This is a genomic window from Nitratireductor arenosus (assembly GCF_009742725.1).
Classification (GTDB): Bacteria; Pseudomonadota; Alphaproteobacteria; order Rhizobiales; family Rhizobiaceae; genus Mangrovimarina; species Mangrovimarina arenosa.
This window is the reverse complement of record NZ_WPHG01000003.1, coordinates 840090-863975: the sequence shown is the minus strand read 5'-3', so window position 1 is coordinate 863975 and position 23886 is coordinate 840090. Positions and strand designations below refer to the sequence as shown.

Sequence of the window (23886 nt, the reverse complement as noted above, 5' to 3'; positions counted from 1 at the left end):
AATGCTTGCCCGACCCGAAAAATTGAGATGCGTGGAATGCGGCCTGTCCTTCGGGGCGACGGGGTTTCATCACCATCACGGCGTAATCGAGGACGGACCGGCCTATTGGTGCGACCGGGGCGTTTTGTGCTCGCCGGCCTGTTCGCTGGCGCATCACCGACGCCGCGCGGCCGAGGGCACGCTGCCCGACAAGCCGGCGCCGGACCCGTTCGACGATTTCTCGCACTGATATCCGGCAACGCCCAGCGCGCCGCAGTTCATCCGCCCGACGTTTCGCGCGTGATTGCCCGCCAGCCGATGTCGCGGCGACAAAAGCCGCCCGGCCAGTCGATCCGGTCGACGGCGGCGTAAGCGCGGTCGCGCGCTTCGGCCACGGACGCGCCGCGCGCGGTGACGTTGAGTACCCGTCCGCCATCAGCGACGAGCCCGCCATCACCGATGGCGGTGCCGGCGTGAAATATCTCGACGCCTTCGTCCGATGCCGCCGCTTCCAGGCCGGCGATCGGCGAACCCTTTTCGGGCGTGCCGGGATAACCGCGCGCGGCCATCACGACGGTGAGCGCGGCCTCGTCGTGCCAGCGCGCCGACATGTGGCCGAGCTGGCCGTCGGCGGCCGCCTTTAACAGCACGAGCAGGTCGTCCTTGAGCCGCATCATCAGCACCTGGCATTCGGGGTCGCCGAAACGCACATTGTATTCGATCAGCTTGGGGCCGTCGGATGTCAGCATCAGTCCGGCGTAAAGCACGCCGGCAAACGGCGTGCCCGCCTCGGCCAGCCCGCGCATCGTCGGCTCGACGATCGTGCGCATGGTGGTCTCGACCAGGTCCGGCGTCATCACGGCGGCCGGCGAATAGGCCCCCATGCCGCCGGTGTTCGGGCCGGTATCGCCCTCGCCGACCCGTTTGTGGTCCTGGGCGGTGCCGAAAGGCAGCGCCGTGGTGCCATCGCACAGGCAAAAGAAGCTTGCCTCCTCGCCCTGTAGAAAATCCTCGATCACCACTTCAGCGCCCGCCGCGCCGAAGGCGCCTTCGAAACAGGCGTCAACCGCATCGAGCGCGTCGGCCAGCGTCATGGCGACCGTCACCCCCTTGCCGGCGGCGAGCCCATCGGCCTTGATGACGATCGGAGCACCCTTTTCACGCAGATAGGATTTGGCCTTCGGCGCGTTGTTGAACCGGCGATAGGCGGCGGTCGGAATGGCGTATCGGTCGCACAGGTCCTTGGTGAAGCCCTTGGAGCCCTCAAGCTGCGCCGCCGCGGCGGAGGGGCCGAAGACGGCGATGTCGGCCGCGCGCAGCGCGTCGCCGAGCCCGGCCACCAAAGGTGCTTCCGGACCGACCACGACCAGATCGATCCGCTTTTGCCGGCAGAAGGTGGCGACGGCGTCATGGTCGGCAACGTCGAGGTCGACCGTCTCGGCATAGGCGGCGATGCCGGGATTGCCGGGCGCGGCGTAGAACCTTTCAAGCAGCGGCGAGGCGGCGAGCTTCCATGCCAGCGCGTGCTCGCGGCCGCCCGATCCGATCAAAAATACGTTCATTACCCGCCTCGTCGCTTGTCCGATGCCGTTCCGCTATTGGCAGGGGCAGCGAAGGTCAAGAGGCAGGCGGGTTGGCCGAGCCATCAAGCCCGGGTGGGGAATCGGGCTGCGTAAGGCTCGAGCGGCAGGCGGGTGGCGTTGGCGAGGTAGGAGACCGTGCGGTAGAAGCCGGCGAGCATCAGAACCTCAAGGCAGGCCTCTTCGCTGTACAGCGACGACAATTCCACCCACAAATCGTCGTCGACATTCGCCTGGGCGTGCAGCGCATCGCAAACCCTTATCAAAACGCGTTCGGACGCCTCTTGCCAGCATGGATCGTCGGCGTTGCCACAAGCCAGCGAGCAAAGCTGGGGCTGCGTGAGCCCGGCACGCGCGGCGAAAAGAACGACGTGTACGCCCCATTCATATTCGCAGCGGCAGTTGGCGGTGACGCGGTCGATGACGATTTCGCGGTGGCGCAGCGAGAGATTGCCCGTGTCGAGAAGTCCGCCATCCATGAAGCGCACGAAGAGCCGCTCGTCGCGGGCGAGCATGGTGAACAGGCGAAGCGGCGGCACGTCGGGCGGCATCAACTGATCAAGCCGTATCTGGATGGTTTGCGAAAACGGCGCGACCGCCGGGTCTATGCGTGCTGACATTCATGCTCTCCTGCTATAAAAACGGTAGCATACGAGGTAATTGCTACGGATTCAATAGCATGAAGACACCCCTGCCCGGCGGTCCGGTTCGCGGTTCGACTTCCGGCCGTCCGATCATGGCGCTGCTCGACCTTCTCGGCCGGCGCACGCAATTGCGCGTGCTTTGGGAACTTTCCAATGGCCCGCTCAAATTCCGCCCTCTGCAGGACGCAGCCGAGACCAGCCCCGGCGTCCTTAATGGCCGACTGGCGGAGCTGCGCGAGGCGCGGCTGGTCGAGCGGAGCGCCGATGGCTACCGGCTGACGGACCAGGGTCGGAGCCTTGCCGCGCATCTGCTACCGTTGATGCACTGGTCGCGGGACTGGGCAAAGTCACTGGCCCCGGACGATTCGTCATCTTGACCTGACCGGCTGCCCCTGCCACTTCAGCCAGCATGGATAAGATCCAGTCTGTCAAGCAACAGGGGCGCGTCGCCGACGCGCCGTCCGGCCATTGGGCCTACCGGGCGCTGCCGCGCGCCATATGGCCCTACGCCCAACTCGCACGCTGGGACCGGCCGATCGGGTGGAAATTGCTGATGTGGCCCTGCTGGTGGTCGGCGGCGCTTGCGGCGGCGGCCTACGCGCGGCCCGGCGACCCCATCCTGAGCCTGTTGCCGAACCCCTGGCACCTCGCCCTCTTCCTGATCGGTGCGATCGCCATGCGCGGCGCGGGCTGCACCTATAACGACCTGGTCGACGAAAACATCGACGCAATGGTCGAGCGCACGCGCTCGCGGCCGTTGCCGGCCGGCCAGGTGTCGCGACGCCAGGCCTGGGTCTTTGTCGTCGGGCAGGCGCTGGTCGGACTGGTGGTGCTTTTGCAGTTCAACCCGTTCACCATCCTGCTTGGCATCGCCTCGCTTGCGATCATCGCCGCCTACCCGTTCATGAAACGCGTCACCGACTGGCCGCAATTCGTGCTCGGTCTCGCCTTTTCCTGGGGCGCGCTGATGGGCTGGTCGGCGATGTTCGGCAGCCTCGACACGCCGGCGCTACTGCTTTACGCGGGCTCGATCCTGTGGGTGATCGGCTACGACACTATCTATGCCCATCAGGACAAGGAGGATGACGCCATCGTCGGCGTGCGGTCCACCGCGCGGCTCTTCGGCGACCACACCAAGACCTGGCTATCGGGCCTTTACGGCGGCGCGCTGCTGTTGATGGCGGCCGCCTGCGCCTCGGCCGAGGCACCGTTGCCGGCATTGGCCGGCCTGGTGGCGGCGGCGGTTCACATGACGCGACAGATCCGCGTGCTCGACATAAACGATGGCGCGCAATGTCTGCGGCTTTTCCATTCGAACGCCGTCGTCGGCTGGCTGATTTTCGCCGGCTTCGTCGGCTCCGGCCTGTGGGCCGCGCTCAAACCGATGGTGTAAGGAAGAACGGGTCTATGCCCGCGCGATGATCTCGTCCCCCCCGACCACCAGCCGCACGCCGAGATCGCCGGTCTTGCGGCGGGCGAGAAAGCGGGGCCGGCGCGGGGCGGACCCGCGGCGCTTGCGGCGTTCCTTAGGGGCCGTCGCCTGTGCCGAACTCAGCGATTCCTCCAGCGAGCGCGCGATGCCGTCCGATTCGATCAGCAGCATCGGCAGCCGGTAGGCCTCGGCCCAGTTGCGCCAGTCGGCGGCGATGTCGTCGAGATCATGGGCAACGAGCAGCGGCACGCACAGCATGGGATCGCCGTGCAGCAGTTCGAGCGTGACGGTGACGTTGCCGTCCTCGTCCTCGATCGCGCGGGCGGCTACGCCCTTGAACGCGTTGGCCGGCAGCGCGACCGTCACCGGAAGCCGGCTATGCGCCAAGGTACGGTGCATGACCGCACCGCGCTTGTCGATCTTGATCGTTACCTCGCCATAGTCGTCGCGGGCCGCGTAGCTCGCGATCTGGGGGAGCCGGAACGGGTCGAGTCGCATATAGCGCCCCGCCCAGACTGGGTTCGAGACCGTGTTCATCAATTACGCCTTCCTGCAACGCCTGAGAGCCGCTTTGCGGTCCTCGCGGGCCGGTTGTCCGGCCTCTTTGTGATTGCAGGTTAGCGCGGCGACCTTACCGGCGCGCTTAAGAAGTTGGGTTAAATTTTGCTGATCTGGCAAATGGTTATCGGATTCCAACCGATAAACCGGAACGCAACCTAGATGGACGGGGCATTAACGATCCGACAGGTCGCGGCGAGCAGTCGACGACATCGTTGCGCCTGGGGCCATTGATGTCGAGACGGAAGCAATTTGGGGAAGCCAATTTCCGTCCCGGCAGGAAGCAATCCGCGACGCGACAGGATTATCGGGCGAGAACTTGCACGGTGAGGCTGGCTTGTCGGATTTGTCCCGGCGAAACCTCCAGCGAACGTTTGCCGGGCGAAGAACCGGGGCGGACGATCTTGCCCGCCCCACGTCGCCGTGCCAGCCGGTGAACGGTCGGGCCCGAAATCCGGCGGGTAGGCCGTAGCGGTCGAATGCCGCTATTCCGCGGCAACCGGATGTGGCAGATCGGCGGCTCGCTTGTCGGGTTCGGCGAAAATCCGTTCCTCGCGAATGGTGTCGCTGAGCTCAAGATAGGCCATTTCGACGAAATAGGCCGTCAGGGGCAGTCCCGCCGACGCAGCGATTTCACGCATTTCACGCAACTGCCCATTCAGATAGGCAATCTGCTCCCGACGTGTCACCGATCCCTTGGTGCGACTTTCCATGATCCTGTCCTGCTATTCTGGATGGTCTTGAACTCATGGGATACCCTGACGCACGACTACCGGTCTTCCTCGAGCGGCACCACCTTCACACGAAGTGGCCACCTGCTCCCCGTGGTTACAAACGACGCCGCGCAGACTATCCGCGCGACGAAAAACTCAATGCGCCATCGCCTTGCTGGTTCGCTCGAATTCCGCGCGATCCGGCCTAGCCAATGTCAATGCATAGATCGGCGCGACGGCGACCGAATCGAATTTGAGCAATTGCGAGATGCGGGCATGGGACAGCGCCGCCGTGGGACAGGCCGTAAGGTCGTGATGCGTCGCCGCCAGCATAATATTCTGACCGATATGCCCAGCTTCGATCAATACGACTCGATACGCGTTCGGATCCTCGTATTTCCACATCGTTCGCCGCAGATCCGCCGCCAGCACGATCAGGCAGGCCATCTCGTCCGCCCATTCCTGGGTACCCGTCAGTTCGGACAATTTCGGCAAGCAGGAGGCCTCGATCCTACCCAGGTCGTGGTCGAGCGCCGAATAATGGTAGATACCGGGCGCCAGACCGTCGACGGACCGTGCGAAGATGTAGGCCTCGTAGGGATTGCGCGCGCCGCCGGACGGCGTCATGGACAAGGGCAGCGATCCGGTCACGCCATGGGTTTCCCCGGTGATACCGAGCCCGGCAAACAGGCAATCGCTCAACTGTTTCAAGGTGATGGTCTGGGCGCCGGCCTTGCGAACGGTACGGCGGCGGGCCATCAGCCGAAACAGCTCGTTGCCATCCAACGCCTCGGGAAGACGTATCGCCTGATCGGGCGCATTGCGCAGCCACAGCGTCGGCGACGTCGAGTCTGCAGCCTTGTCGACCTGGCGCTGCGCGGCCTCTTCGGCGGTGATGTAGTCGGGATTCTGTACGCAAAAATGCATGAGCGCGGTCGGGATGCCCCATGACCAGTCCCGCTCGAAACTCGCTTCGCGCGCCGCCAGCTCCGATCCCTCGACAACCAGCGCCGACAGCTCGATGAGCTGACGCGACAGGTCGTCGGCTTCCTCTTCGGTCAGCCCTTCCGCCAATGCGGCGAGCGCATATGGCGGCTGCCATTTCGTCCAGGCGTTGAGCACGGCCACCAGGTCGGGGCTGCAAGCGAATGTCTTCCGCGAAAGGAAATTGCAGCCGATCAGCGTTTGATCGTCATGTGTAAAAACAAGCGTGCGAGACGGCCGAACCAGCATTTTATCCCGTTCCATAGTTTGGCCGGCGCCGCCAATCCGGATGGACTGGCGGCGCCGTTGCTGTTGTTCAGCGCGAGAAATGCCAGCCCGGGCCGACAAAAACCTTGGTTGATGTCGCCGAAACCATAAGATTCTTCTTCGAAGCTTTCATGGTCATTCCCTTCTCTTTTCAACCCGCAATCTTGCGGGAACAGCAGAACGCTAGCGATCCAATTCTTAATGTTTAGTGTATTTCACGAAATCAATTCATTTGGACCAAAGCATACATCAGAAATTAATTTATATTTCGCCCTTTCCGACTAAAAGTACTCTTATTACGAGTAAATTTAATCGGATTTGTATCAAATATTCAAAAAAAGCCGAAAGGCCAAAAAGCCGTCACCGGGAGCCTTTACGGTGGCGGCTGCTTCTTTTCGGGAAAAAGGGATCAGGCTGCGCGCAGACCGCCGAGCAGGTCGACCACGACGGGGTCGAGGGAGGGGTCAGTGATCTTGTAGACGCCGACAGCAGCGATGGCGTCACGCGCACGATAGCTGATCGAGGCCGGCCGGATGATCGCGGTGCCGGTCTCCGGCCCGCTTTCGGTCAACACCATCGTGGTTCCGATCAATGTCGGCTCGGCATACCCCGCCCAACCGGCCGCGATCAGGCTCGGTTCACCGACATGACGCCGGTTGAAGGCGGTGAAGTAGATCCAGTTCAAGCTGGACGTCACGATGCCGTAATGGTTGCCCTGCGAGCGCGACCAGGCGCCGCCCGGCCCGCCGCGCCCGCCCGTCACCCGGCGAAACGCCATCACGCGATCGCGCTTGAAGATGAACGTCGCCGAGCGCATGACGAGATTGGGGCGCGAGGGTACGTTGAAATAAGTGAAATAGATTCCCTCGGGCAGGGGCGGCAGCGGACGATGCGCGAGGAGATCAAGCATGGCCGTCGGCACGCCGGCCACCGTGGCGCTTGCCTCGTCCGGCTGCGCGCTCGGCGGTGTGAAGAGTTGCCGTTCTGAGATGTCGAAATAGACACACAGCTTGCGGGTATTCTCCGCCCCCGGCAGCGCTTTACCATCCAGATACCGGTCAAGTTGAGCGCGGCTGATGCCGGTTTCCCGACACACTTTCGCTACCGAACCCGCCTGCCGACAGAGCTTCCTAAGCCGTTCCGCAAAAGCCGAATGTAGCCACATGGCTGGCTTATCTAGGGCTGCTTTCTAACGACTTCCACGACACGGCACGATTGCAACAGCAAAAAACTTCAATCCGGACTGCATCGTACACACCCCTTTTCGGCTAACCGAAATGCCCAATTCACGCGCCGGCAGATATGCCCCACTGCACTTGGCGCGTTCAAACCCGGTGCGATTTGTACCACGAATCACTGCCGCCCGTGATCACCATTATTCAGGATGTCCACCTGTTGGACGACATCCATGCAAACTCTTGCACTTTCCCGTGCCGCACCCATCGACCGGGATTCCGGAGCGGCCCAGAAAGGCGATATCGTCAAGATACCCTGCCAAAAGGCCTCAAAAGGCGCGCGCCCATGGCAGGAAATTACTTTCATGCGGAGCAAACCGCTCAAACATGGCGGGCCAACGCCACACCGCGCATTCTTTTTTTTCGCTATCCGGGGTGTTCAACGACGAAAGTCAGATCAGTTTGCCGGGATTCATGATGCCGGCCGGATCAAACGCCTTGCGCACGCGGCGCATCAGGTCGGTCGCCACAGGCGGCGCGGTGGCCACCAATTCGTCGCGCTTCATCTGGCCGATGCCATGTTCGGCGGAGATCGACCCAGCGAAGGCACGCACGACGTCGTGCACACGGTCGTTGACCTCGCGGTAGCGCGCCTTGAAGGCCTCGCCCGGGGCGCCTTTGGGCTGCGAGATGTTATAGTGCAGATTGCCGTCGCCCATGTGGCCGAAGGTGACGAACCGGGCGCCCGGTTCGATGGCGCGCACGGCGCGACCGGCCTCGTCGATGAAATCGGGGATCGCCGCCACCGGCACCGAGATATCGTGCTTGATCGACACGCCCTCCGCGCGCTGGGCTTCCGACATCGCCTCGCGAAGGCGCCAGAATGCGGCGGCCTGGGCCAGGCTTTCGGCGATCACCGCATCGGTGGCGAGGCCTTTCTCGATACCGGCCGACAGAATGTCCTCGATCAGCGCGCGCGCGTCCTCCGGCGAGCGTCCCGACGATATCTCGACGAGCACGTACCAGTCGTGCTCGCTCTGCAGAGGCCGCACAGTGCCCGGCACATGGCGCAGGGCGAAATCGACGGCGATGCGCGCGCAGAGTTCGAAGCCGGTAAGCCCGCTGCCGGCCCGTTCGAGCGCATCGGCAAACAGCGCCAGCGCCTGGCGCGGCGAAGAGAGGCCGACCCACGCGACCTCGCGCCCTTTGGGCTTGGGAAAAAGCTTCAAGACGGCGGCGGTGATGACGCCGAGCGTGCCTTCGGCGCCGACGAACAGGTTTTTCAGATCGTACCCGGTATTGTCCTTCCTGAGCTTGCGCAGATCGTCGAGCACCTCACCGGTGGGCAACACGACCTCCACGCCCAGGCACAATTCGCGCGCATTGCCGTAGGCAAGCACCCCGGTGCCGCCCGCGTTGGACGACAGATTGCCGCCGATCTGGCACGAGCCCTGGGAGGCAAGCGACAGCGGGAACAGCCGGTCGGCGCCGTCCGCAGCCTGTTGCGCGGCCTGCAGCACAACCCCCGCCTCGGCGGTCATGGTGTTGGAGGCGACGTCTATTTCGCGGATCCGGTTGAGCCGCGAGAGCGACAGCACCACCTGGCGTCCGGTCGCGTCCGGCATCTGGCCGCCGACCAGTCCGGTATTGCCGCCCTGGGGCACGATCGGCGTGCCGGTCTGGCTGGCGAGCGCGAGCACCTGCGAGACCTCCCGGACCGAGCCGGGACGCAACACAAGCCGGCTGTGGCCCGCGAACAGGCCACGCGGCTCGGTGAGATAGGGCGCCACCTCCTCGGCTCCGCGCAGCGCATGGCGTTCGCCGACGATCCCGGCGAAACGCTCGATCAGGCTCGGGGAAAGCAGGGGTTCATCGTCGCTCATCTATCGGTCCTGTCCGGTCGGGCGGCGGGGTCTGGCGGAGCGGCGCGGTCGTAGCGGCACCTTTACGGGACGCTATCGGGCACGGGCGGCCTTGTCACCGGGGGGCGGCCGCGCGCCGCAGCCTGTCGTTGATCGCCTCGCCAAGACCGGTTTGCGGAACGGATTCGGCCGCGATAACCGGCGCGCCCGAGCGATCGAGCGCCTGCAAATGTAAAAAAAGACTGGCCGCCGCCTCGCGCAGATCGCCGACCGGCGACAGGTTCAGCACCATGACGGCCCTGTCGGCGCCCGCGATGCGTTTTGGCCCGAAGGCGAGCAACGCCTCGCCGGGCGCGACCGCATCTGCCGCAAGCCGCAGGCCGGCCCGCGGCGCGTAATGCGACCGCATCATGCCCGGCGCCTCGATGCCACCGGCCTCGCCGCGCAGCAGCGGCGCGCCCAGAACGGCCTCGATCTCCTCGGCGGCGATGCCGCCCGGACGCAGCAGGCGCACACGGCCGTCCTCGACCTTGACGATGGTCGATTCGACCCCGACAGGGGTCGGCCCGCCATCGACGACCAGCGCGATCCTGTCTCCGAGATCGGCCTCGACGGCGGCGGCGGTGGTGGCGCTGATGCGGCCGGAGGAATTGGCGCTGGGTGCGGCGAGCGGTCGGCCGCCGGCCGCGATCAGCCTTGCGGCGAAGCCGCGCGGCATGCGCAGGCCGACGCTCGTAAGTCCGGCCGTGACCAGCGGATGGATTTCGGCTTCGGGGGCAAGAGGCACGACGAGGGTGAGCGGCCCCGGCCAGAAGGCGGCCGCCAGCTTTCGCGACAGGGCGTCGAAGCGGCCGATCCGCTCGGCCATCGCACGGTCGGCGACATGCACGATCAACGGATTGAAGCGGGGACGGCCCTTGGCCTCGAAGATCAGCGCCACCGCCTCGCCATTGGTGGCATCGGCAGCCAAGCCGTAGACGGTCTCGGTCGGCAGCGCCACCGGCTGGCCGGCATGGACCAGGGCGATTGCGCGCTCGAGTGCGGTCTCCTCATTGACGATATCGGCCATCACGTGTCCAGTCTGTCACGCGAAGCTGCCTATCCTGCCCATTGGCGCGCGGCAAGTAACCCTGCGTCATCATTTCGTTAATCGGTCGAATGGTAGGGTCTTCGCCAACGGGACCATTGGGCGCGTGCCGTAGGGTGTTTGTTGCGTCGTAACGGGTTCACGCCGCGTAGCTGGCGGGAGAATGATGAAGTTTCTGGCAACGGCAGCGATGGCATTGGCAGTCGCGACGACCGGTGAGGCCTACGCCTCGTCCTTCGTCACGCTTGACGCCGTGCCGGTCGGGCCTTCCCGCTCGATCATCGTTTTGGGCGAGCCGGCCCTCGGCGACCCGCCGATCGTCCTTGCCGCCCCGGACGCGACCATCAAGACAGCCGCCCTGTCCGAAAATCTCTCCGGCTCCCCGGCCGAAGCCGCAACAGCGCTGTTCGGCCACCAGCCCGGCAGCGACGACGAGGCCGATCGTGTTGCCATGCTCGTGCCGCGCCTCAGCCGGTCGATGGTCCTGCTTGGCGAACCGGCGCCGACGGCGACCGCGGGCGAACGGGCGGCGTCGCTTGCCGGCCACCAGCCGACAATGCCAATGGTGATTCGCGGCGGGCTCGTCGGCAAGCCGTTTCCGGCCGCCGCCACCAGCGCGCCGGTTCCCGCGGAGATCGTCGTCGAGCCGCCTCCCAGCCCCGACACCCCGATCGCCACCGAACGCCGCACCGTTTCCAGCGACAGGCCGGCGCCGCCCGGCCCCGACCGCAAGCAATCACCCGAGCCGCCGGCCTTACCGCCCGCGCCGCCTTCGCCACCGCCGCCGTCGCGCCAACTGGAATAGGGCGCGGGACGGCCGGAAAGACGCGTCCTAGCCGGCAATGCGCGAGAAATCGGCGACCTGGCCGGTCGCGGCGCGGATACGGGCCAGAAGGGCGAGCCGGTTGGCGCGCACGGCCTCGTCCTCGGCATTGACCAGCACCTTGTCGAAAAACGCGTCGACCGGGCCGCGCAGGCCGGCAAGCGCGCGCATGGCGGCCTGATAATCCTGGTCGGTAAGCGCGGTCGCGGCCTCGGCTTCGGCCGCCGCCACCGCGTCGAACAGCGCCCGTTCCTCGCTCTCGGCAAACAGCGCGGCATCGACGCTGCCGGCGACCGCCGTGCCCTTCTTTTCCTCGGCGGCGAGAATATTGGCCGCGCGCCTAGTGCCGGCGAGCAGGTTCTGCCCGTCCTCGTTGTCAAGCAGCGCGCCCAGCGCCTCGACCCGGCGGACGATCAAAAACAGGTCGTCAGTCTCAGGCGTGATGACCGCGTCGATCAGATCGTGCCGCGCACCCTGGTCGCGCAGATAGACTTTCAGCCGGTCGTGGAAAAAGGTCAGCAGGTCGGTCTCGCGCTGCGACAGCGTTTCCGCGATCTCCGGCGCGCGGTTGTGGATATCCGTATCCATGCTCTCGCCGACTTCCTCGAACACGGCAGCCAGATTGGCCGGACGCAGCGTCGTACGGAGCCGCTGAACGGTGTCGAATAGGTCGTGAATTGAAGCGTCGAAGGTCTGCCGAGCATGTTCCAGCCAGTTGTGGTGCCAGGCGTCAAGGAGCGACAAGCGTACCCCGTTTTCCACCACGATACGGATCACGCCGAGCGCGGCGCGGCGCAGCGCGTAGGGATCCTTGGAGCCGGTCGGCTTTTCGTCGATCGCCCAGAAGCCGGTCAGCATGTCGAGCTTGTCGGCCAGCGCGACCGCGATCGAGACCGGCTCGGCCGGCACCACGTCGGAGGGGCCGAGCGGGCGGTAATGCGCCTCGATGGCGGCGGCGACCGCCGGGTCCTCACCCTGGAACTCGGCATATTTGCAGCCCATGGCGCCCTGCAGTTCGGGAAATTCGCCGACCACCTCGGTCTGCAGATCGGCCTTGGCGAGTACGGCGGCGCGCCGGGCGAGCCCGGCATCGGCGCCGACCGCCGGCGCCAGTTCCTCGGCCAGCCTGGCGACACGCGCGACGCGCTGCCCTTGCGTGCCGAGCTTGGCGTGAAAGGTGACACCCAGACGGTCGAGGCGCGCCATGCGCTGGTCGAGCGGTTTCTTAAGGTCGAGGCCGAATTTTTGCGCCGAGGCTTCCAGTCCGGCGAGATCGGGCAGGTCGGCCTGGTCGGTCTTCCAGAAATGCACCGCGTCGGACAGGCGCGCGCGCACCACCTTGGCATTGCCGTGCGCGATCTCCGCGCCGCCGTCCCTGGCCTCGATATTGGCGACCAGCACGAAGCGGTTGGAGAGGTTTTCGGCCTCGCCCTGCGGGCGGGTGACGAAACATTTCTGGTTGGCGCGGATCGTCAGCCGCACGATTTCCGGCGGGATGTCGAGAAAGTCCTGCTCGAACGCACCCATAAGCACGACCGGCCATTCGACAAGGCCCGAAACCTCGTCGAGCAGCCCCTCGTCGGCGACGATATCCAGCCCGGCGGCGAAGGCGAGGTTGGCAGCGTCGGCTTCGATGATCTTCTTGCGCCGCTCGGCATCGAGCACGACCCGGGCTACCTCCAGAGCCGCGACATAATCGTCGAAACGGCGCACGGTGATGGGGTCCGGCGCGTGGAACCGGTGGCCGTAGGTGACGTTTGAGGCGTGCAGCCCATCGACCTCGAAGTCGACCACCACCGGTTCCTCGGTCTCCGGGCCGAACGTGCACAGGATCGACTGCAGCGGCCGGACCCAGCGCAGCGCGCCGGGCCTGGCCGAGGCCGCGCCCCAACGCATCGATTTCGGCCAGGGAAAATTGCGGATCAGGCCGGGCATCAGCTCCGCCACGATCTCGTCGGCGGCACGGCCGGGCTTTTCGATCACGGCGACGTAAAAGGCGCCTTTTTTAGGATCGGTCCTGGTTTCGGCCTCGTCGACCGAGGCCAGGCCGGCGGCGCGCAAAAATCCCTCGATCGCCTTTTCGGGCGCGTCGGTGCGCGGGCCCTTGCGTTCCTCGCGCACATCCTTGGACCGCGCCGTGACCCCGCGCACGTCGAGCGCCAGGCGGCGCGGCGTCCAGTATTCGCGCGCCGCCTCATAGGTCAGACCGGCCTCGACCAGACCGTCGGTGACCAGCTTCTTCAGATCGCCGGCCGCCTTGCGCTGCATGCGCGCCGGGATTTCCTCGCAACGAAGTTCAAGAAGCAGGTCGGGCATGGGTGCGGCTCGCGGGTGAGGTCTTGAGGCGTGCCGCATAGCAACTCCGCCGGGTCCTGTCACCTGCGGCCGTCACCGGCCGTGGCCATGAACCGCGCCTGAACGCGCCGGCCACGCAAGGTTCAGTCCAATTGTGAAAAATTCGCCCTGACAGATGAACCTTTGGCTGCGCCGCGGCGACGAAAGGCAAGACACACCGCGAGCGCGAAGGGACAAACCAATGAAAGCCGCCTCCTCGATCATCCAGGTCCTCGCGCTGAGCGCCTGTTTCGCGGCCAATATGCAGATCGGCGGAGAATTCAAGATGGCGGGGGTGCGCCGCGCCATCCAGACGATCGCGGCGAGCGTCGAGATGCCGGCCGCCTCATCGGGAGACATGCTAGCCGATGCCGACCAGGGCTGACGCCGCGGCCGAAACCCGGTTTCCGCCTTCGGGAAAGAGTTTAGCGAACGGCGATCAAAAGACAGTGCCGACCGTCGACCTCGCATCCGGCGCGCGCATCGCGATTGGCCTGGAGCTGGTTGGCGCTGCCCCAAACCGCATGACACTCGCGCCCGTTTTCCGTCACCGCGAAGGCCTTGAATTGCGGCTTTGCCGATATTTGCGCCAGCAGGGCCTTGCAGTGATCGCTCGTCACCGGCGTCGCGTCCTGCGTGGCAGCCGAACTGGCGGCTCCAGCAAGCAGAACAAGACCGGCAAGCAGAAGACGTCGCATAATCACCCCATGGCCGTTCGCGGATCGGCCCGCATCCTCGGCGCGGAAGCAGGCGAAAATGAGGGGCAGCATTCGTCCAAGGCAGGCGGGGTGCGAAGCGCGACTCAGGCCGCCGCGCCGCCGGCTTCGGTGAGCAGGAAAGCCTCGCCGCAGGCCTTGGCCAGGTCGCGCACCCGCAAAATGTAGCTCTGACGCTCGGTGACGGAAATCACGCCACGCGCGTCGAGAAGGTTGAAGACGTGCGAGGCCTTGATGCACTGGTCATAGGCCGGCAGCACGCATTTATGAAGACCACTCCCGCCCCGCGGCGCGCCGGCGGCCAGCAGCGCCACGCATTCCTTCTCCGCGTCGTCGAAATGGCGCAACAGCATGGCGGTATCGGCATATTCGAAATTGTAGCGCGAATATTCCTGCTCGGCCTGCAGGAAGACATCGCCATAGGTGACCTTTTCGGCACCCTCGCGGCCATTGAAATTGAGGTTGTAGACATTGTCGACGCCCTGGACATACATCGCCAACCGCTCCAGCCCGTAGGTCAGTTCGCCCGAAACCGGTGCGCATTCGATGCCGCAGACCTGCTGGAAATAGGTGAACTGCGAGACCTCCATGCCGTCGCACCAACACTCCCAGCCCAGCCCCCAGGCACCGAGCGTCGGGCTTTCCCAATCGTCTTCGACAAACCGGATATCGTGCAGCAGCGGATCGATGCCGATCGCTTCCAGCGAAGCGAGATAGAGCTCCTGCAGATTTGGCGGATTGGGCTTCAGAATGACCTGATATTGGTAATAATGCTGCAGCCGGTTTGGGTTTTCGCCGTAGCGGCCGTCCTTGGGTCGCCGCGAGGGCTGGACATAGGCCGCGTTCCACGGCTTCGGGCCGAGCGAACGCAGGGTCGTGGCCGGGTGGAAGGTTCCCGCGCCGACTTCCATGTCGTAGGGCTGCAGGACCACGCAACCCTTGTCGGCCCAGAACGCGTGCAGGGCGAGGATCAGCCCCTGGAAGGAGCGCGTGGGATGCATAGGCGGCTGGCTGGCGGTCACGGAGAACCTCTGTCGGCAGGAAAAGCGCTTCACCTCCTATTGACGCGTCCTGGCAAGGTCAAGCAGCCGACGGCGATGACGAAGCGACGGTCCCGGGGACCGGCAAACCGCCGGGACCAAGATGCGGCGACTTGGATTCGCCGCCAAATGCGATATCTGTAAGGTGAGAACGAGGAACCACCGATGTTTCGACCCGACCGACGGCCCACGCGCCTGCCGACCATCGCCAGCCTGGCGCTTGCCGCCCTTTTGGCCACCGCCGCGACCGCCGGCGCCAATGGCGCCTGGCCCGACCGCAACAGCAACACGCGCGACGACGTGACGGGCTATCTGTGCGTGACGCCCGACTGCAGCGTCGTGCGGCTGCCGCAGACGAAATGCCTGTGCCAGAAGGAAAATCCGGCGGAGCGCACGCTGCAAAAGCTGCGCCTGACCTGCTCGATCTCGGAAGGCGGACGCTGGAAAGCCTGTCCGGCGAGCCCGCCTTTCGGCAATTGAGGCCGGTCGGTCAGAGGCCGACTCCTGCCCGCGTCGCGCGCTCGCGACGTTGTGATCGCTTCATATGGATCCCTGCGGCTCCTGCGTGCGTAGACTGTGCGGGCGGTGCCGTTCATGCGCGCGGCGGCCGCCGCCGTGCTCTGCGAGCTTCAGCTTCGCCCGATGTGCTTCAAGTCTTGTTTTCGCGCATGTCTTGATCCCGAAACCGATTCCCGGTTTCGAAGTACATGCCTTAGGGAGACGACCATGCCTGCCTTCCATCAGCTTTCGCGCATTGCCGTCGGCACCGCCGCAGCCGCCTTCGCCGCGGTGATGTTCAACGCCACGCCCGTCTGGGCCCAGTCGAGCTTTGTCGGCGATGTCAACGATCCCGTTACCGGCTGGCATTGCGTGACGCCGTTTTGCGACACAATCCGCATGCCGCGCACCGATTGCATGTGCCAGAAGCTCAACCCGACGGAAAAATCGTTGTCGCGCCTGCGGCTGAAATGCGTACCGCCACGCCGCGACCCGCAAAACGCCTGCACGCTGCCGCGCGGTTTCGGCGGCTGATCGCGATCAGTTACCGGGCAGAATCAGTTCCTGACCGGGAACGATGTTTCCGGGATTGCCACGAAGCTGCGGGTTGAGGTCGAGGATTTCGATATAACGTCCACCGTCGCCGAGCTTTTCGGCCGCGATCGACCACAAGGACTGCCCCGGTCCCACGACATGGCTGGCCGGCCGCGCGGCGCCCTCCTCGTCGGCAGCGGCCGCCTCGCCGCCGGTTTTTTCCGGCGCCGGATCAGGCAGCACGATCGGCGGAATTTCTGCCTTTTGCTCTTCGAGCGGCGGCAAGCCCTTGGTCAGCTTGCGCTCGACCTCGACCAGAACGTCGGGATCTGGCTTCATGTCGCGCGCATGCGCCCATTGAAACGTGGCTTCCAGGCGACGGCCGGCCCGCCAATAGGCATCGCCCAGGTGGTCGTTGAGGATCGGATCGTCGGGCTTGAGCGAAACGGCCCGCTCGAGTTCGCCAACCGCTTCCTCGAAGCGGCCGAGGCGATAATAGGCCCAACCGAGCGAATCGACGATGTAGCCGTCATTCGGCCGGCTCGAGACCGCGCGCCGGATCAGGTCCAACCCCTCCTCGAGGTTGATGTTCATGTCGACCCAGGAATAGCCGAGATAGTTCAGCACCTGCGGCTGGTCGGGGTAGAGTTCGAGCGCCTTGCGGAAATTCGGCTCCGCCTTCGGCCATTGCTTCAGCCGTTCATAAGCGATGCCGCGCTGGTAAAAAATGTTCCAGTCCGCACGCTCGGGCTCGTCGATGCGTTCGACCGCGTCGTCGTAAAGCATCGCCGCCTCGGCATATTCCTCCTTGGACGCCAGGACGCCGCCGAGCGCCATATAGGCACGCATGTCATCGGGATCATCGAGCAGGAGTTGGCGCAGATGCACCTTGGCCGCTTCGTGCCTGTCGAGATCGGCCAGGTTGAGGCCAAGCTGCAGGGCCGCGATACGATGTAGCGGCGAATCCCCCGGCACCTTCTCATAGAAGGAGATTGCTTCCTCGGCGTCGCCCTGCTGCTCCGACACCTGTCCGAGTTGGACCAGGGCGGCATCGAAATCCGATTTGAGGGCGAGCGCGAGTTGCAGATAGATGCGCACGAAGGCTTCACCGCCGCCACGGTTGAGCGCGGTGCCCAGGTTGAGCAGGATTTCGGCCGCGCCGTCGCCCGGTGTGACGACCAGGGGCGGAGTGTCGGCGCCAGTCTCGATGTCACGTCGCAAGGCGACAACAGCGGGGCGGTTCGCGGCGAAGGCTTCCGCCCGGTCGAGCTCGGCCAGCGCGCCCTGCGTCTGCCCCTGACGGGAGAGCAGGCGCGCATAGGCTTCCAGCGCGCGCAGATAGGTGTCGGGAGCAGCCCCGCCGGCCGTCGCGTTTTCGGCGATACGGCCATACGCTTCCAGCGCCCCGTCGACATTGCCCGCCGCCTCGGCGATCAAGGCTTCGTGATAGGATTTGAAGACGACAAACCATTCCGGGCCGTCGAGGCCCCGCACAAGCGAAAGCCCGTCGGCGGCCTTGCCGGCGCCTTGCAGCGCCCAGCCGGTCATGACGCCGGTGATCAGCCGGTCGAGATCGGATTCCAGCGCCAGCTTCAAATAGTTCTCGGCCGCCGCGTAGTCCTGCTTGCCGATCGCGTCGATCGCCAGCGCCACGCGCGAAAATCGCTCGATCTGCGGCACTGATTTGAGCTTTTCGGCCAGCGGAAGCGCCGCCTCGAAATCCCCGCGGGAAATCAACGCCAGCAGGAGACTTTGCTGGAGCGTCTGGTTGTCGCGGTCGAAGGACAACGCGCGCCGGTAATATTTGATCGTGCTGTCGAGATCGTTGTCGATCTCGGCGACTCGGGCTGCGAGAAAGGCCCCCGACAGGGATCCGATGCGCACCGGCTCGTCGTTCGCCGCAAGAAGCGGTGCCGGCGCCGATACGCACAGCAACGCCAGCGCCGCAACGCTCCACCGTCTCAAGCCGCTCAGATGCATGGCGCTCCTTCCCGCTTGCCAACCCGCTCGCCGGCCGCTTCCGACCGCATATTCACTCCGACCATGGCATTTTTGAGAGCCATCGTTCAACGGGTTCCCACCGACCCCGGCAAAAGCCGCCCTGCCCGGCAAAGCATCTTGCGAGACCCTATTTTACACCGGGCGGGAGTCAGGATACGCGGTCGATACAGAAATCGATCACTTCGAGAAGTGCGCTCTTTTGCGGCGTCTCCTTCAGGGGCGCAAGCGCGTCGCGCGCGATTTCGCCGAAATGCCGCGCGCGGGTTATCGTATCACTGATCGCACCATAGCGCGACATCAGCCCGCGCGCCTCCTCGAGCGCACCGTCGTCGCTGACGCCGTCCTCGATGCTCTTTTTCCAGAACCGGCGCTCCTGCGCCGTGCCGCGGCGATAGCACAGGATGACCGGCAGCGTCACCTTGCCCTCGCGGAAATCGTCGCCGACATTCTTGCCGAGATCGCTGGCATTGCCGCCATAGTCGAGGGCGTCGTCGATCAACTGGAAAGCCAGGCCGAGATTGGTGCCGTAGGAACGCAGGGCCGCGCGCTCGGAACGTGTCGCCGAGGCGATTACCGGGCCGACTTCGGCAGCGGCGGAAAAAAGCGCCGCCGTCTTGGCACGGATCACCGCGAGATATTCGTCCTCGGTCGTTTCCAGGTTCTTGGCGGCGACAAGCTGCATCACCTCGCCTTCGGCGATGACCGACGCCGCCGTCGACAAGATGTCGAGCGCGTCGATCGAACCGACCTCGACCATCATCCGGAACGCCTGGCCGAGCAGGAAGTCACCGACCAGCACGCTGGCCTGATTGCCCCAGATGGTGCGCGCCGTCTTCTTGCCGCGCCTGAGGCCACTCTCGTCGACGACGTCGTCGTGCAGCAGCGTCGCCGTATGCATGAACTCGACGCTGGTGGCCAGCTTGACATGACCGTCGCCGGAATAGTCGAACATGCGCGCCGTCGCCAGGGTAAGCATCGGCCGCAGCCGCTTGCCGCCCGATGAGATCAGGTGGTTGGCGACCTCGGGAATCATCTCCACATCCGAACCGGCCTTCGACAGGATGAGCTGGTTGACGCGCGACATGTCGTGCGCGGTAAGTTCGATCAGAGGTTTGATCGAGGCCTGGCCCCGCTTGCCCTCATCCAATGATACGACGACGCCCACGAAAACTCCCCGGAATCCAGTTCGGGCGCTTCCGGCCCGCCCGCCAATCTAGGGCGCGGCATGTTCGGCCCGCAAGGGGCGAATTGGCGCGGCAGCCAGCTTTGGATGGTCAGGCGGCGCTTTTAGAGATACAAAATACGGGTTTACATGCAGGCGACCCATGATCGAACTCGTGCGTACCAACGACCCCGTCGTGATTTCCTTTATCGAAGCGTTGCTGCGTGACGCGGGCATAGAGTTTTTCGTCGCCGACCAGAATATGAGCGTCGTTGAAGGGTCACTCGGCGTGCTGCCGCGGCGCGTTCTGGTGAGTTCCGATACGGTCGACCGCGCCAAACGGCTGCTTGCCGATGCCGGCATCGCGGGCGAGATTCGCAACGGCTAGACCGAGGCCGATGCACATGATCGGCATGCCGACATCCGCACCCTTCACGACCGACGCCTTCCATCGCGGGCGGTTTTTTCTGGTTCAGCCCGCTTGCAGCAGCCACCGGGCCGGCATGGACGCGTTGATGTTGGCTGCCGCCGTGCCGACCGGTTTCGCCGGCCGCCTCGCCGACCTCGGCGCGGGCGCTGGCGCGGCCGGCCTCGCCGTCCTGTCTCGCTGCGGGCAGGCGCGGGCCGTGCTGGTCGAGCGCGAACCGGACATGGCGGCGTTCGCCGAAAAAAGCCTCGCTCTGACGCAGAACGCAGCACTGGCGGCGCGCGCGCAGGTGCTGGTCGCAGACGTCACGCTTTCAGGGGAGGCGCGCCAGGAGGCCGGTCTCTGCGACAACAGCTTCGATTTCGCGATCATGAACCCGCCGTTCAATCGCGGCCGCGACCGGGCAACCCCGCACGCGCTGAAACGCGCGGCTCATGTCATGCAGGACGACACAATCGAGCGCTGGCTGCGCACGGCCGCCGCGATCGTGCGCCCGCGCGGCGGGTTGGCCCTGATCGCGCGCCCGGAATCGATCAGCGCGATCCTGACCGCGCTCGAGGGCCGTTTCGGCGCCGCAGAAATCTGCCCGATCCATCCGCGCGCGGACGCCGTGGCGATCCGGGTGGTGGTGCGCGCGGTGCGCGGCGCGCGCAAGATGCCGGTGATCGCCCCCTCGCTCTTCCTGCACGAAACCTCCGGCGGCGGCTTCAGCGCGCGGGCCGAAGCCATCAACAGCGGCAAGGAAGCGCTGTTCGGCGATTGAGGATCGCGAGCGCCTGGCAGGGACCATTGCGCAATCGTTTCGGCTCCCTACATGCGATTGGAATTCTGGAGAGCTTTGTTGAAACAGTTTTTGCAACCCTTCCTGCCGAAATCGATGCGCGCCGACGGCGTCGTGATCCCGGTGGTCCGGCTGAGCGGCACGATCATGCCGGCCGGCAACGCGCTGCGCCAGACCATGTCGCTGGCGAGCACGGCCGGCATGCTGGAAAAGGCGTTCGCCTTCAAAAAGGCGCCGGCCGTCGCCATTGCGATCAATTCGCCCGGCGGCTCGCCTGTGCAGTCGCGGCTGATCTTCCGGCGCATCCGCGACCTGGCCGAGGAAAAGAACAAGAAGGTCTATGTGTTCGTCGAGGACCTAGCCGCGTCCGGCGGCTATATGATCGCGGTCGCCGGTGACGAGATCATCGCCGACCCGTCCTCCATCGTCGGGTCGATCGGAGTGGTGTCGGCCAGTTTCGGCTTCCAGGAGATGATCAAGAAGATCGGCGTGGAACGCAGGCTCTACACCGCCGGCAGGAACAAGGCGCTGCTCGATCCGTTCTCGCCGGAAAAGAAGGAAGACGTCGCGCGCCTGAAGACGCTGCAACTCGACATGCACGAGACCTTCATCGATCTGGTCAAGGCGCGGCGCGGCGGCAAGCTCGCCGATAATGACGATTTGTTTTCCGGCCTGTTCTGGAGCGGCAAGCAGGGGCTCGAACTGGGGCTCGTCGACCAGCTCGGCGACATGCGCTCGTTTCTCAAAGCGCGTTATGGCGACAAGACGCGCATGCGGCTGGTGAGCGCGCCGCGTGGGCTTTTCGGCCGGCGGCTGAACCTGTTCGGCGCCGGCCCGGGGCGCGGCGGCGATAGCGAGAAAATCGCCGGGGCGCTGGCGAGCGGGGTGGTGGAGGCCCTGGAGGAGCGCGCGCTGTGGGGCCGGTTCGGCCTTTGAAGCGCCCAACGGAGGCGCTATGCTTGCCGGCGGAGTAAAACCAGTCCGGCTTCGAGGGAGGCTGACCAAATATGCCACAGCTCATCTTCTACGCACTTGTCGGCGCGGTCGCCTATTTCGGCTATCGGGCCTTTTTGCGCGAAGCCGAACGGGTTTCGTCCCGGATGCGCCGGGCCGAGCGCGAGGCCGAGACGCGCGCGGCGGGCACGCTGGTCAAGGACCCGGAGACGGGCGAATACCGGCCAGCACGCGACTGAACGGCGCGGGTCCTTCATGCGTAGCCCCTCGCTCACGGTCCACGCGCCGGCCAAAATCAATCTCGCCCTGCACGTGACCGGCCGGCGCGCCGACGGCTATCACCTGATCGAAACGCTGGCGGTGTTTTCGCAGACCGGCGATGTGTTGGAGCTCGCGCCGGCGGCGACCGACGCGCTCGCCATTGCCGGGCCGTTCGCCGATGCCCTGCCCGACGGCGGCGACAATCTGATCGAACGCGCCCGCGAACGGCTGCGCGACGCGTTCCCGCAGGCCCGCGACCGGCGCAGTTCCATCCGGCTGACGAAGAACCTGCCGGTGGCCGCCGGGATCGGCGGCGGCTCCAGCGACGCGGCAGCGACGCTGCGCGGGCTCGCGGCGCTGTGGGAGCTCGATGTCGGCGAGGCCGGGCTGGCGCGACTCGGTGTTGAACTCGGCGCAGACCTGCCGATGTGCCTGGCGGCCCGGCCGCTGATCGCGCGCGGCATCGGCGAGGATATCCATCGTCTCGCCGATTGGCCGGCTTTGCCGCTTGTGATGGTCAATCCCGGGGTGGCCGTCCCGACGCAAGCGGTGTTTGCCCGGCTCGAACGCCGCGACAACGCACCCTTGCCCGCCCTGCCATCACGGCGGGACGAAAAATCGGTGGTGGACTGGCTGGCGGATTGCCGCAACGATTTGCAGCCCGCCGCGATCGCGCTCGCCCCGCAGATCGCCGAGGCGCTCGACGTTGTCGCGGCCAGTGGCGCGCGGCTGGGGCGCATGTCGGGCTCCGGCGCGACATGTTTCGGACTTTACGACACGATCGAGACGGCGCGGCACGCCGAGGCCGCCATCAGCAAAGAACGGCCGGGCTGGTTCGTGGCTGCCGGCGAAACGACGGGATCGAACGCATGAGCGCAGGCCGGCTTGACGAAAAACGCCCCTTCATCGCAGTCGGAATCGCGGTTTTGACCGTGTCGGACACGCGCGCACTCGCCGACGACAAGTCCGGCGGGGCGCTGGCCGAACGCATCGCCGAAGCCGGCCACCGACTGGTCGAGCGGGCGATCGTGCGCGACGAGGTCGAGGCGATCCGGAAAAAGATACTCGCCTGGTCGAAGGACGACCGGGTCGACGCGATCATCACCACCGGCGGAACCGGCTTTACCGGCCGCGACGTCACGCCCGAAGCGGTCGAGCCGCTGTTCGAAAAGCGCATGGACGGTTTTTCCGAGGTCTTTCACCGCATTTCCTACGACAAGATCGGCACCTCGACGATCCAGTCGCGCGCCACCGGCGGGCTGGTCAATCAGACCTTCGTGTTCGTGCTGCCGGGTTCGCCCGGCGCCTGTCGCGACGCCTGGGACGGAATCTTGAAAGGCCAGCTCGACTACCGGCACATGCCGTGCAATTTCGTGGAGATCATGCCACGCCTCGACGAACACCTAAAGCGCGGCGGCGGCAAGATGGTGTGAACGGACGGGAGCGGCGACCGCGGGCCGCGCCTACAGTCAGCATGACGCGAATCTGATCGTAGCATTCAACCGGCAGCGCTTGAGCCCGCGCGCCACCGTCTCCAGCCCGTCATCGGGGCGGTAGCGCGACAACGCCTCGGTCTTCGAAACCAGAACGCCGTCGGCGAGCGGATCCGTGCGAGCGAAAAGCCGCTTCAGTGCCTGCCTGGCGCCGGAACGCGCCGGGGAAAACCGCGCCGGGCGGCGTTGGGCGCCTATATGGCTCACGACCGCCTCCATCCAGCCGTCGCCCAGCAGCGCGCCGGGCTCCAGGAACAACAACCACGCACCGCGCGCCGCCTTCAGCCCACCGCCGAGGCCGCCCTGCCCAACCAGCGTGCAGCCGGCCTGGTCGCTTATCGTCACGGTTGCGTCCGACGAGCCGCGATCGTGCACGATAACCTCGCACACGACGCCTTCAACGGCCGCCGGCACCAGCGATCCCAGCGTGGCGGCCAGCGCGTCCGCGTCGTTCAGGGTCTCAATCAACACCGTCAGCATGCGCCCTCGATACCGCATTGCAGCAAACAAAGCCAACGACGACGCAAGGTCGAAAAAGTTCTTGCTTTGTTCTCATGATGTCGATAGGAATAGATTCATCG

28 protein-coding genes are annotated in these 23886 nt (G+C 65.4%); 13 read left to right on the top strand and 15 right to left on the bottom strand.

Going from position 1 to position 23886, the window contains the following annotated elements:
- Nucleotide 1: 1 nt before the first annotated feature.
- Nucleotides 2-229 carry a hypothetical protein gene (locus tag GN330_RS16100; RefSeq protein WP_156713669.1) on the top strand — a complete coding sequence of 76 codons (228 nt, stop codon included), beginning with the start codon at nt 2-4 and terminating at the stop codon, nt 227-229.
- A gap of 28 nt (nt 230-257) precedes the next feature.
- Here GN330_RS16100 and purD read toward each other — a convergent pair whose 3' ends face one another.
- Nucleotides 258-1541, bottom strand: coding sequence for a phosphoribosylamine--glycine ligase (gene purD, locus GN330_RS16095; protein ID WP_156713668.1), 1284 nt, complete (start codon nt 1539-1541; stop codon nt 258-260).
- 83 nt (nt 1542-1624) lie between these two features.
- Nucleotides 1625-2179, bottom strand: a complete 555-nt coding sequence (locus GN330_RS16090) for a carboxymuconolactone decarboxylase family protein (RefSeq protein ID WP_156713667.1) — start codon at nt 2177-2179, stop codon at nt 1625-1627.
- A gap of 59 nt (nt 2180-2238) precedes the next feature.
- Between GN330_RS16090 and GN330_RS16085 the strand changes: the two genes are divergently transcribed.
- On the top strand, nt 2239-2580 hold the full coding sequence (locus tag GN330_RS16085; RefSeq protein ID WP_156713666.1) for a winged helix-turn-helix transcriptional regulator: 342 nt from the start codon (nt 2239-2241) through the stop codon (nt 2578-2580).
- A 32-nt stretch (nt 2581-2612) separates the two neighbouring features.
- Nucleotides 2613-3596: a 4-hydroxybenzoate octaprenyltransferase gene (gene ubiA / locus GN330_RS16080; RefSeq protein ID WP_156713665.1), complete on the top strand. Its 984-nt coding sequence runs from the start codon at nt 2613-2615 to the stop codon at nt 3594-3596.
- Between the two features lie 12 nt (nt 3597-3608).
- Here the strand turns inward: ubiA and GN330_RS16075 are convergent, their stop codons facing one another.
- From GN330_RS16075 to GN330_RS16050, 7 genes are all read right to left on the bottom strand, one after another.
- Nucleotides 3609-4172 carry a DUF6101 family protein gene (locus GN330_RS16075; RefSeq protein ID WP_156713664.1) on the bottom strand — a complete coding sequence of 188 codons (564 nt, stop codon included), beginning with the start codon at nt 4170-4172 and terminating at the stop codon, nt 3609-3611.
- Nucleotides 4173-4678: 506 nt separating this feature from the next.
- On the bottom strand, nt 4679-4906 hold the full coding sequence (locus GN330_RS16070; RefSeq protein ID WP_156713663.1) for a hypothetical protein: 228 nt from the start codon (nt 4904-4906) through the stop codon (nt 4679-4681).
- A 156-nt stretch (nt 4907-5062) separates the two neighbouring features.
- Nucleotides 5063-6034, bottom strand: coding sequence for a SagB/ThcOx family dehydrogenase (locus GN330_RS16065; protein ID WP_343040754.1), 972 nt, complete (start codon nt 6032-6034; stop codon nt 5063-5065).
- A 50-nt stretch (nt 6035-6084) separates the two neighbouring features.
- On the bottom strand, nt 6085-6312 hold the full coding sequence (locus GN330_RS23595; RefSeq protein ID WP_210252325.1) for a hypothetical protein: 228 nt from the start codon (nt 6310-6312) through the stop codon (nt 6085-6087).
- 254 nt (nt 6313-6566) lie between these two features.
- Complete coding sequence (locus GN330_RS16060) at nt 6567-7322, bottom strand: helix-turn-helix domain-containing protein (RefSeq protein WP_156713661.1); 756 nt, start codon at nt 7320-7322, stop codon at nt 6567-6569.
- 462 nt (nt 7323-7784) lie between these two features.
- Nucleotides 7785-9215 (bottom strand): FAD-binding oxidoreductase, encoded by a 1431-nt coding sequence (locus tag GN330_RS16055; protein ID WP_156713660.1) that lies wholly within the window; start codon nt 9213-9215, stop codon nt 7785-7787.
- Nucleotides 9216-9309: 94 nt separating this feature from the next.
- Nucleotides 9310-10263, bottom strand: coding sequence for an L-threonylcarbamoyladenylate synthase (locus GN330_RS16050; RefSeq protein WP_156713659.1), 954 nt, complete (start codon nt 10261-10263; stop codon nt 9310-9312).
- A gap of 184 nt (nt 10264-10447) precedes the next feature.
- Here GN330_RS16050 and GN330_RS16045 point away from each other — a divergent pair, with 184 nt between their 5' ends.
- On the top strand, nt 10448-11086 hold the full coding sequence (locus GN330_RS16045; RefSeq protein WP_156713658.1) for a hypothetical protein: 639 nt from the start codon (nt 10448-10450) through the stop codon (nt 11084-11086).
- 27 nt (nt 11087-11113) lie between these two features.
- Here GN330_RS16045 and glyS read toward each other — a convergent pair whose 3' ends face one another.
- Nucleotides 11114-13420 (bottom strand): glycine--tRNA ligase subunit beta, encoded by a 2307-nt coding sequence (glyS, locus tag GN330_RS16040; protein WP_156713657.1) that lies wholly within the window; start codon nt 13418-13420, stop codon nt 11114-11116.
- Between the two features lie 220 nt (nt 13421-13640).
- Here glyS and GN330_RS16035 point away from each other — a divergent pair, with 220 nt between their 5' ends.
- Nucleotides 13641-13823 carry a hypothetical protein gene (locus tag GN330_RS16035; protein ID WP_156713656.1) on the top strand — a complete coding sequence of 61 codons (183 nt, stop codon included), beginning with the start codon at nt 13641-13643 and terminating at the stop codon, nt 13821-13823.
- Between the two features lie 40 nt (nt 13824-13863).
- Here GN330_RS16035 and GN330_RS16030 read toward each other — a convergent pair whose 3' ends face one another.
- On the bottom strand, nt 13864-14136 hold the full coding sequence (locus GN330_RS16030) for a hypothetical protein (RefSeq protein ID WP_156713655.1): 273 nt from the start codon (nt 14134-14136) through the stop codon (nt 13864-13866).
- Between the two features lie 104 nt (nt 14137-14240).
- Nucleotides 14241-15155, bottom strand: a complete 915-nt coding sequence (locus GN330_RS16025; protein WP_156713801.1) for a glycine--tRNA ligase subunit alpha — start codon at nt 15153-15155, stop codon at nt 14241-14243.
- Nucleotides 15156-15359: 204 nt separating this feature from the next.
- On the opposite strand from GN330_RS16025, the gene GN330_RS16020 reads away from it, so the two are divergent.
- Together GN330_RS16020 and GN330_RS16015 are read left to right on the top strand one after the other, a co-directional pair.
- Nucleotides 15360-15674, top strand: a complete 315-nt coding sequence (locus tag GN330_RS16020) for a hypothetical protein (protein ID WP_156713654.1) — start codon at nt 15360-15362, stop codon at nt 15672-15674.
- A gap of 246 nt (nt 15675-15920) precedes the next feature.
- A complete protein-coding gene (locus tag GN330_RS16015) occupies nt 15921-16226 on the top strand; it encodes a hypothetical protein (RefSeq protein ID WP_156713653.1) in 306 nt (101 codons plus the stop codon).
- A 6-nt stretch (nt 16227-16232) separates the two neighbouring features.
- Here GN330_RS16015 and GN330_RS16010 read toward each other — a convergent pair whose 3' ends face one another.
- Both GN330_RS16010 and GN330_RS16005 read right to left on the bottom strand, forming a co-directional pair.
- Nucleotides 16233-18206: a tetratricopeptide repeat protein gene (locus GN330_RS16010; RefSeq protein WP_156713652.1), complete on the bottom strand. Its 1974-nt coding sequence runs from the start codon at nt 18204-18206 to the stop codon at nt 16233-16235.
- A gap of 169 nt (nt 18207-18375) precedes the next feature.
- On the bottom strand, nt 18376-19392 hold the full coding sequence (locus GN330_RS16005) for a polyprenyl synthetase family protein (RefSeq protein WP_343040749.1): 1017 nt from the start codon (nt 19390-19392) through the stop codon (nt 18376-18378).
- Nucleotides 19393-19552: 160 nt separating this feature from the next.
- On the opposite strand from GN330_RS16005, the gene GN330_RS16000 reads away from it, so the two are divergent.
- The 6 genes from GN330_RS16000 to moaB all read left to right on the top strand — a co-directional run bounded on the left by GN330_RS16000 (nt 19553) and on the right by moaB (nt 23245).
- Entirely contained in the window at nt 19553-19777 is a 225-nt protein-coding gene (locus GN330_RS16000) for a putative signal transducing protein (RefSeq protein WP_156713651.1), read from the top strand.
- A 16-nt stretch (nt 19778-19793) separates the two neighbouring features.
- Complete coding sequence (locus GN330_RS15995; protein WP_156713650.1) at nt 19794-20579, top strand: methyltransferase; 786 nt, start codon at nt 19794-19796, stop codon at nt 20577-20579.
- Nucleotides 20580-20693: 114 nt separating this feature from the next.
- Entirely contained in the window at nt 20694-21533 is an 840-nt protein-coding gene (locus GN330_RS15990; protein WP_425487174.1) for a S49 family peptidase, read from the top strand.
- A gap of 71 nt (nt 21534-21604) precedes the next feature.
- Nucleotides 21605-21790 (top strand): hypothetical protein, encoded by a 186-nt coding sequence (locus tag GN330_RS15985; RefSeq protein ID WP_156713648.1) that lies wholly within the window; start codon nt 21605-21607, stop codon nt 21788-21790.
- A gap of 16 nt (nt 21791-21806) precedes the next feature.
- Nucleotides 21807-22685: a 4-(cytidine 5'-diphospho)-2-C-methyl-D-erythritol kinase gene (locus tag GN330_RS15980; RefSeq protein WP_156713647.1), complete on the top strand. Its 879-nt coding sequence runs from the start codon at nt 21807-21809 to the stop codon at nt 22683-22685.
- The gene (moaB, locus tag GN330_RS15975; protein WP_156713646.1) at nt 22682-23245 is read left to right on the top strand and encodes a molybdenum cofactor biosynthesis protein B; all 564 of its coding nucleotides are present in this window, start codon (nt 22682-22684) and stop codon (nt 23243-23245) included. Before GN330_RS15980 ends, moaB begins: the two co-directional genes overlap by 4 nt.
- A 36-nt stretch (nt 23246-23281) precedes the next feature.
- Here moaB and GN330_RS15970 read toward each other — a convergent pair whose 3' ends face one another.
- Nucleotides 23282-23785, bottom strand: coding sequence for a glycosyltransferase family protein (locus GN330_RS15970; RefSeq protein WP_156713645.1), 504 nt, complete (start codon nt 23783-23785; stop codon nt 23282-23284).
- Between the last annotated feature and the right edge of the window lie 101 nt (nt 23786-23886).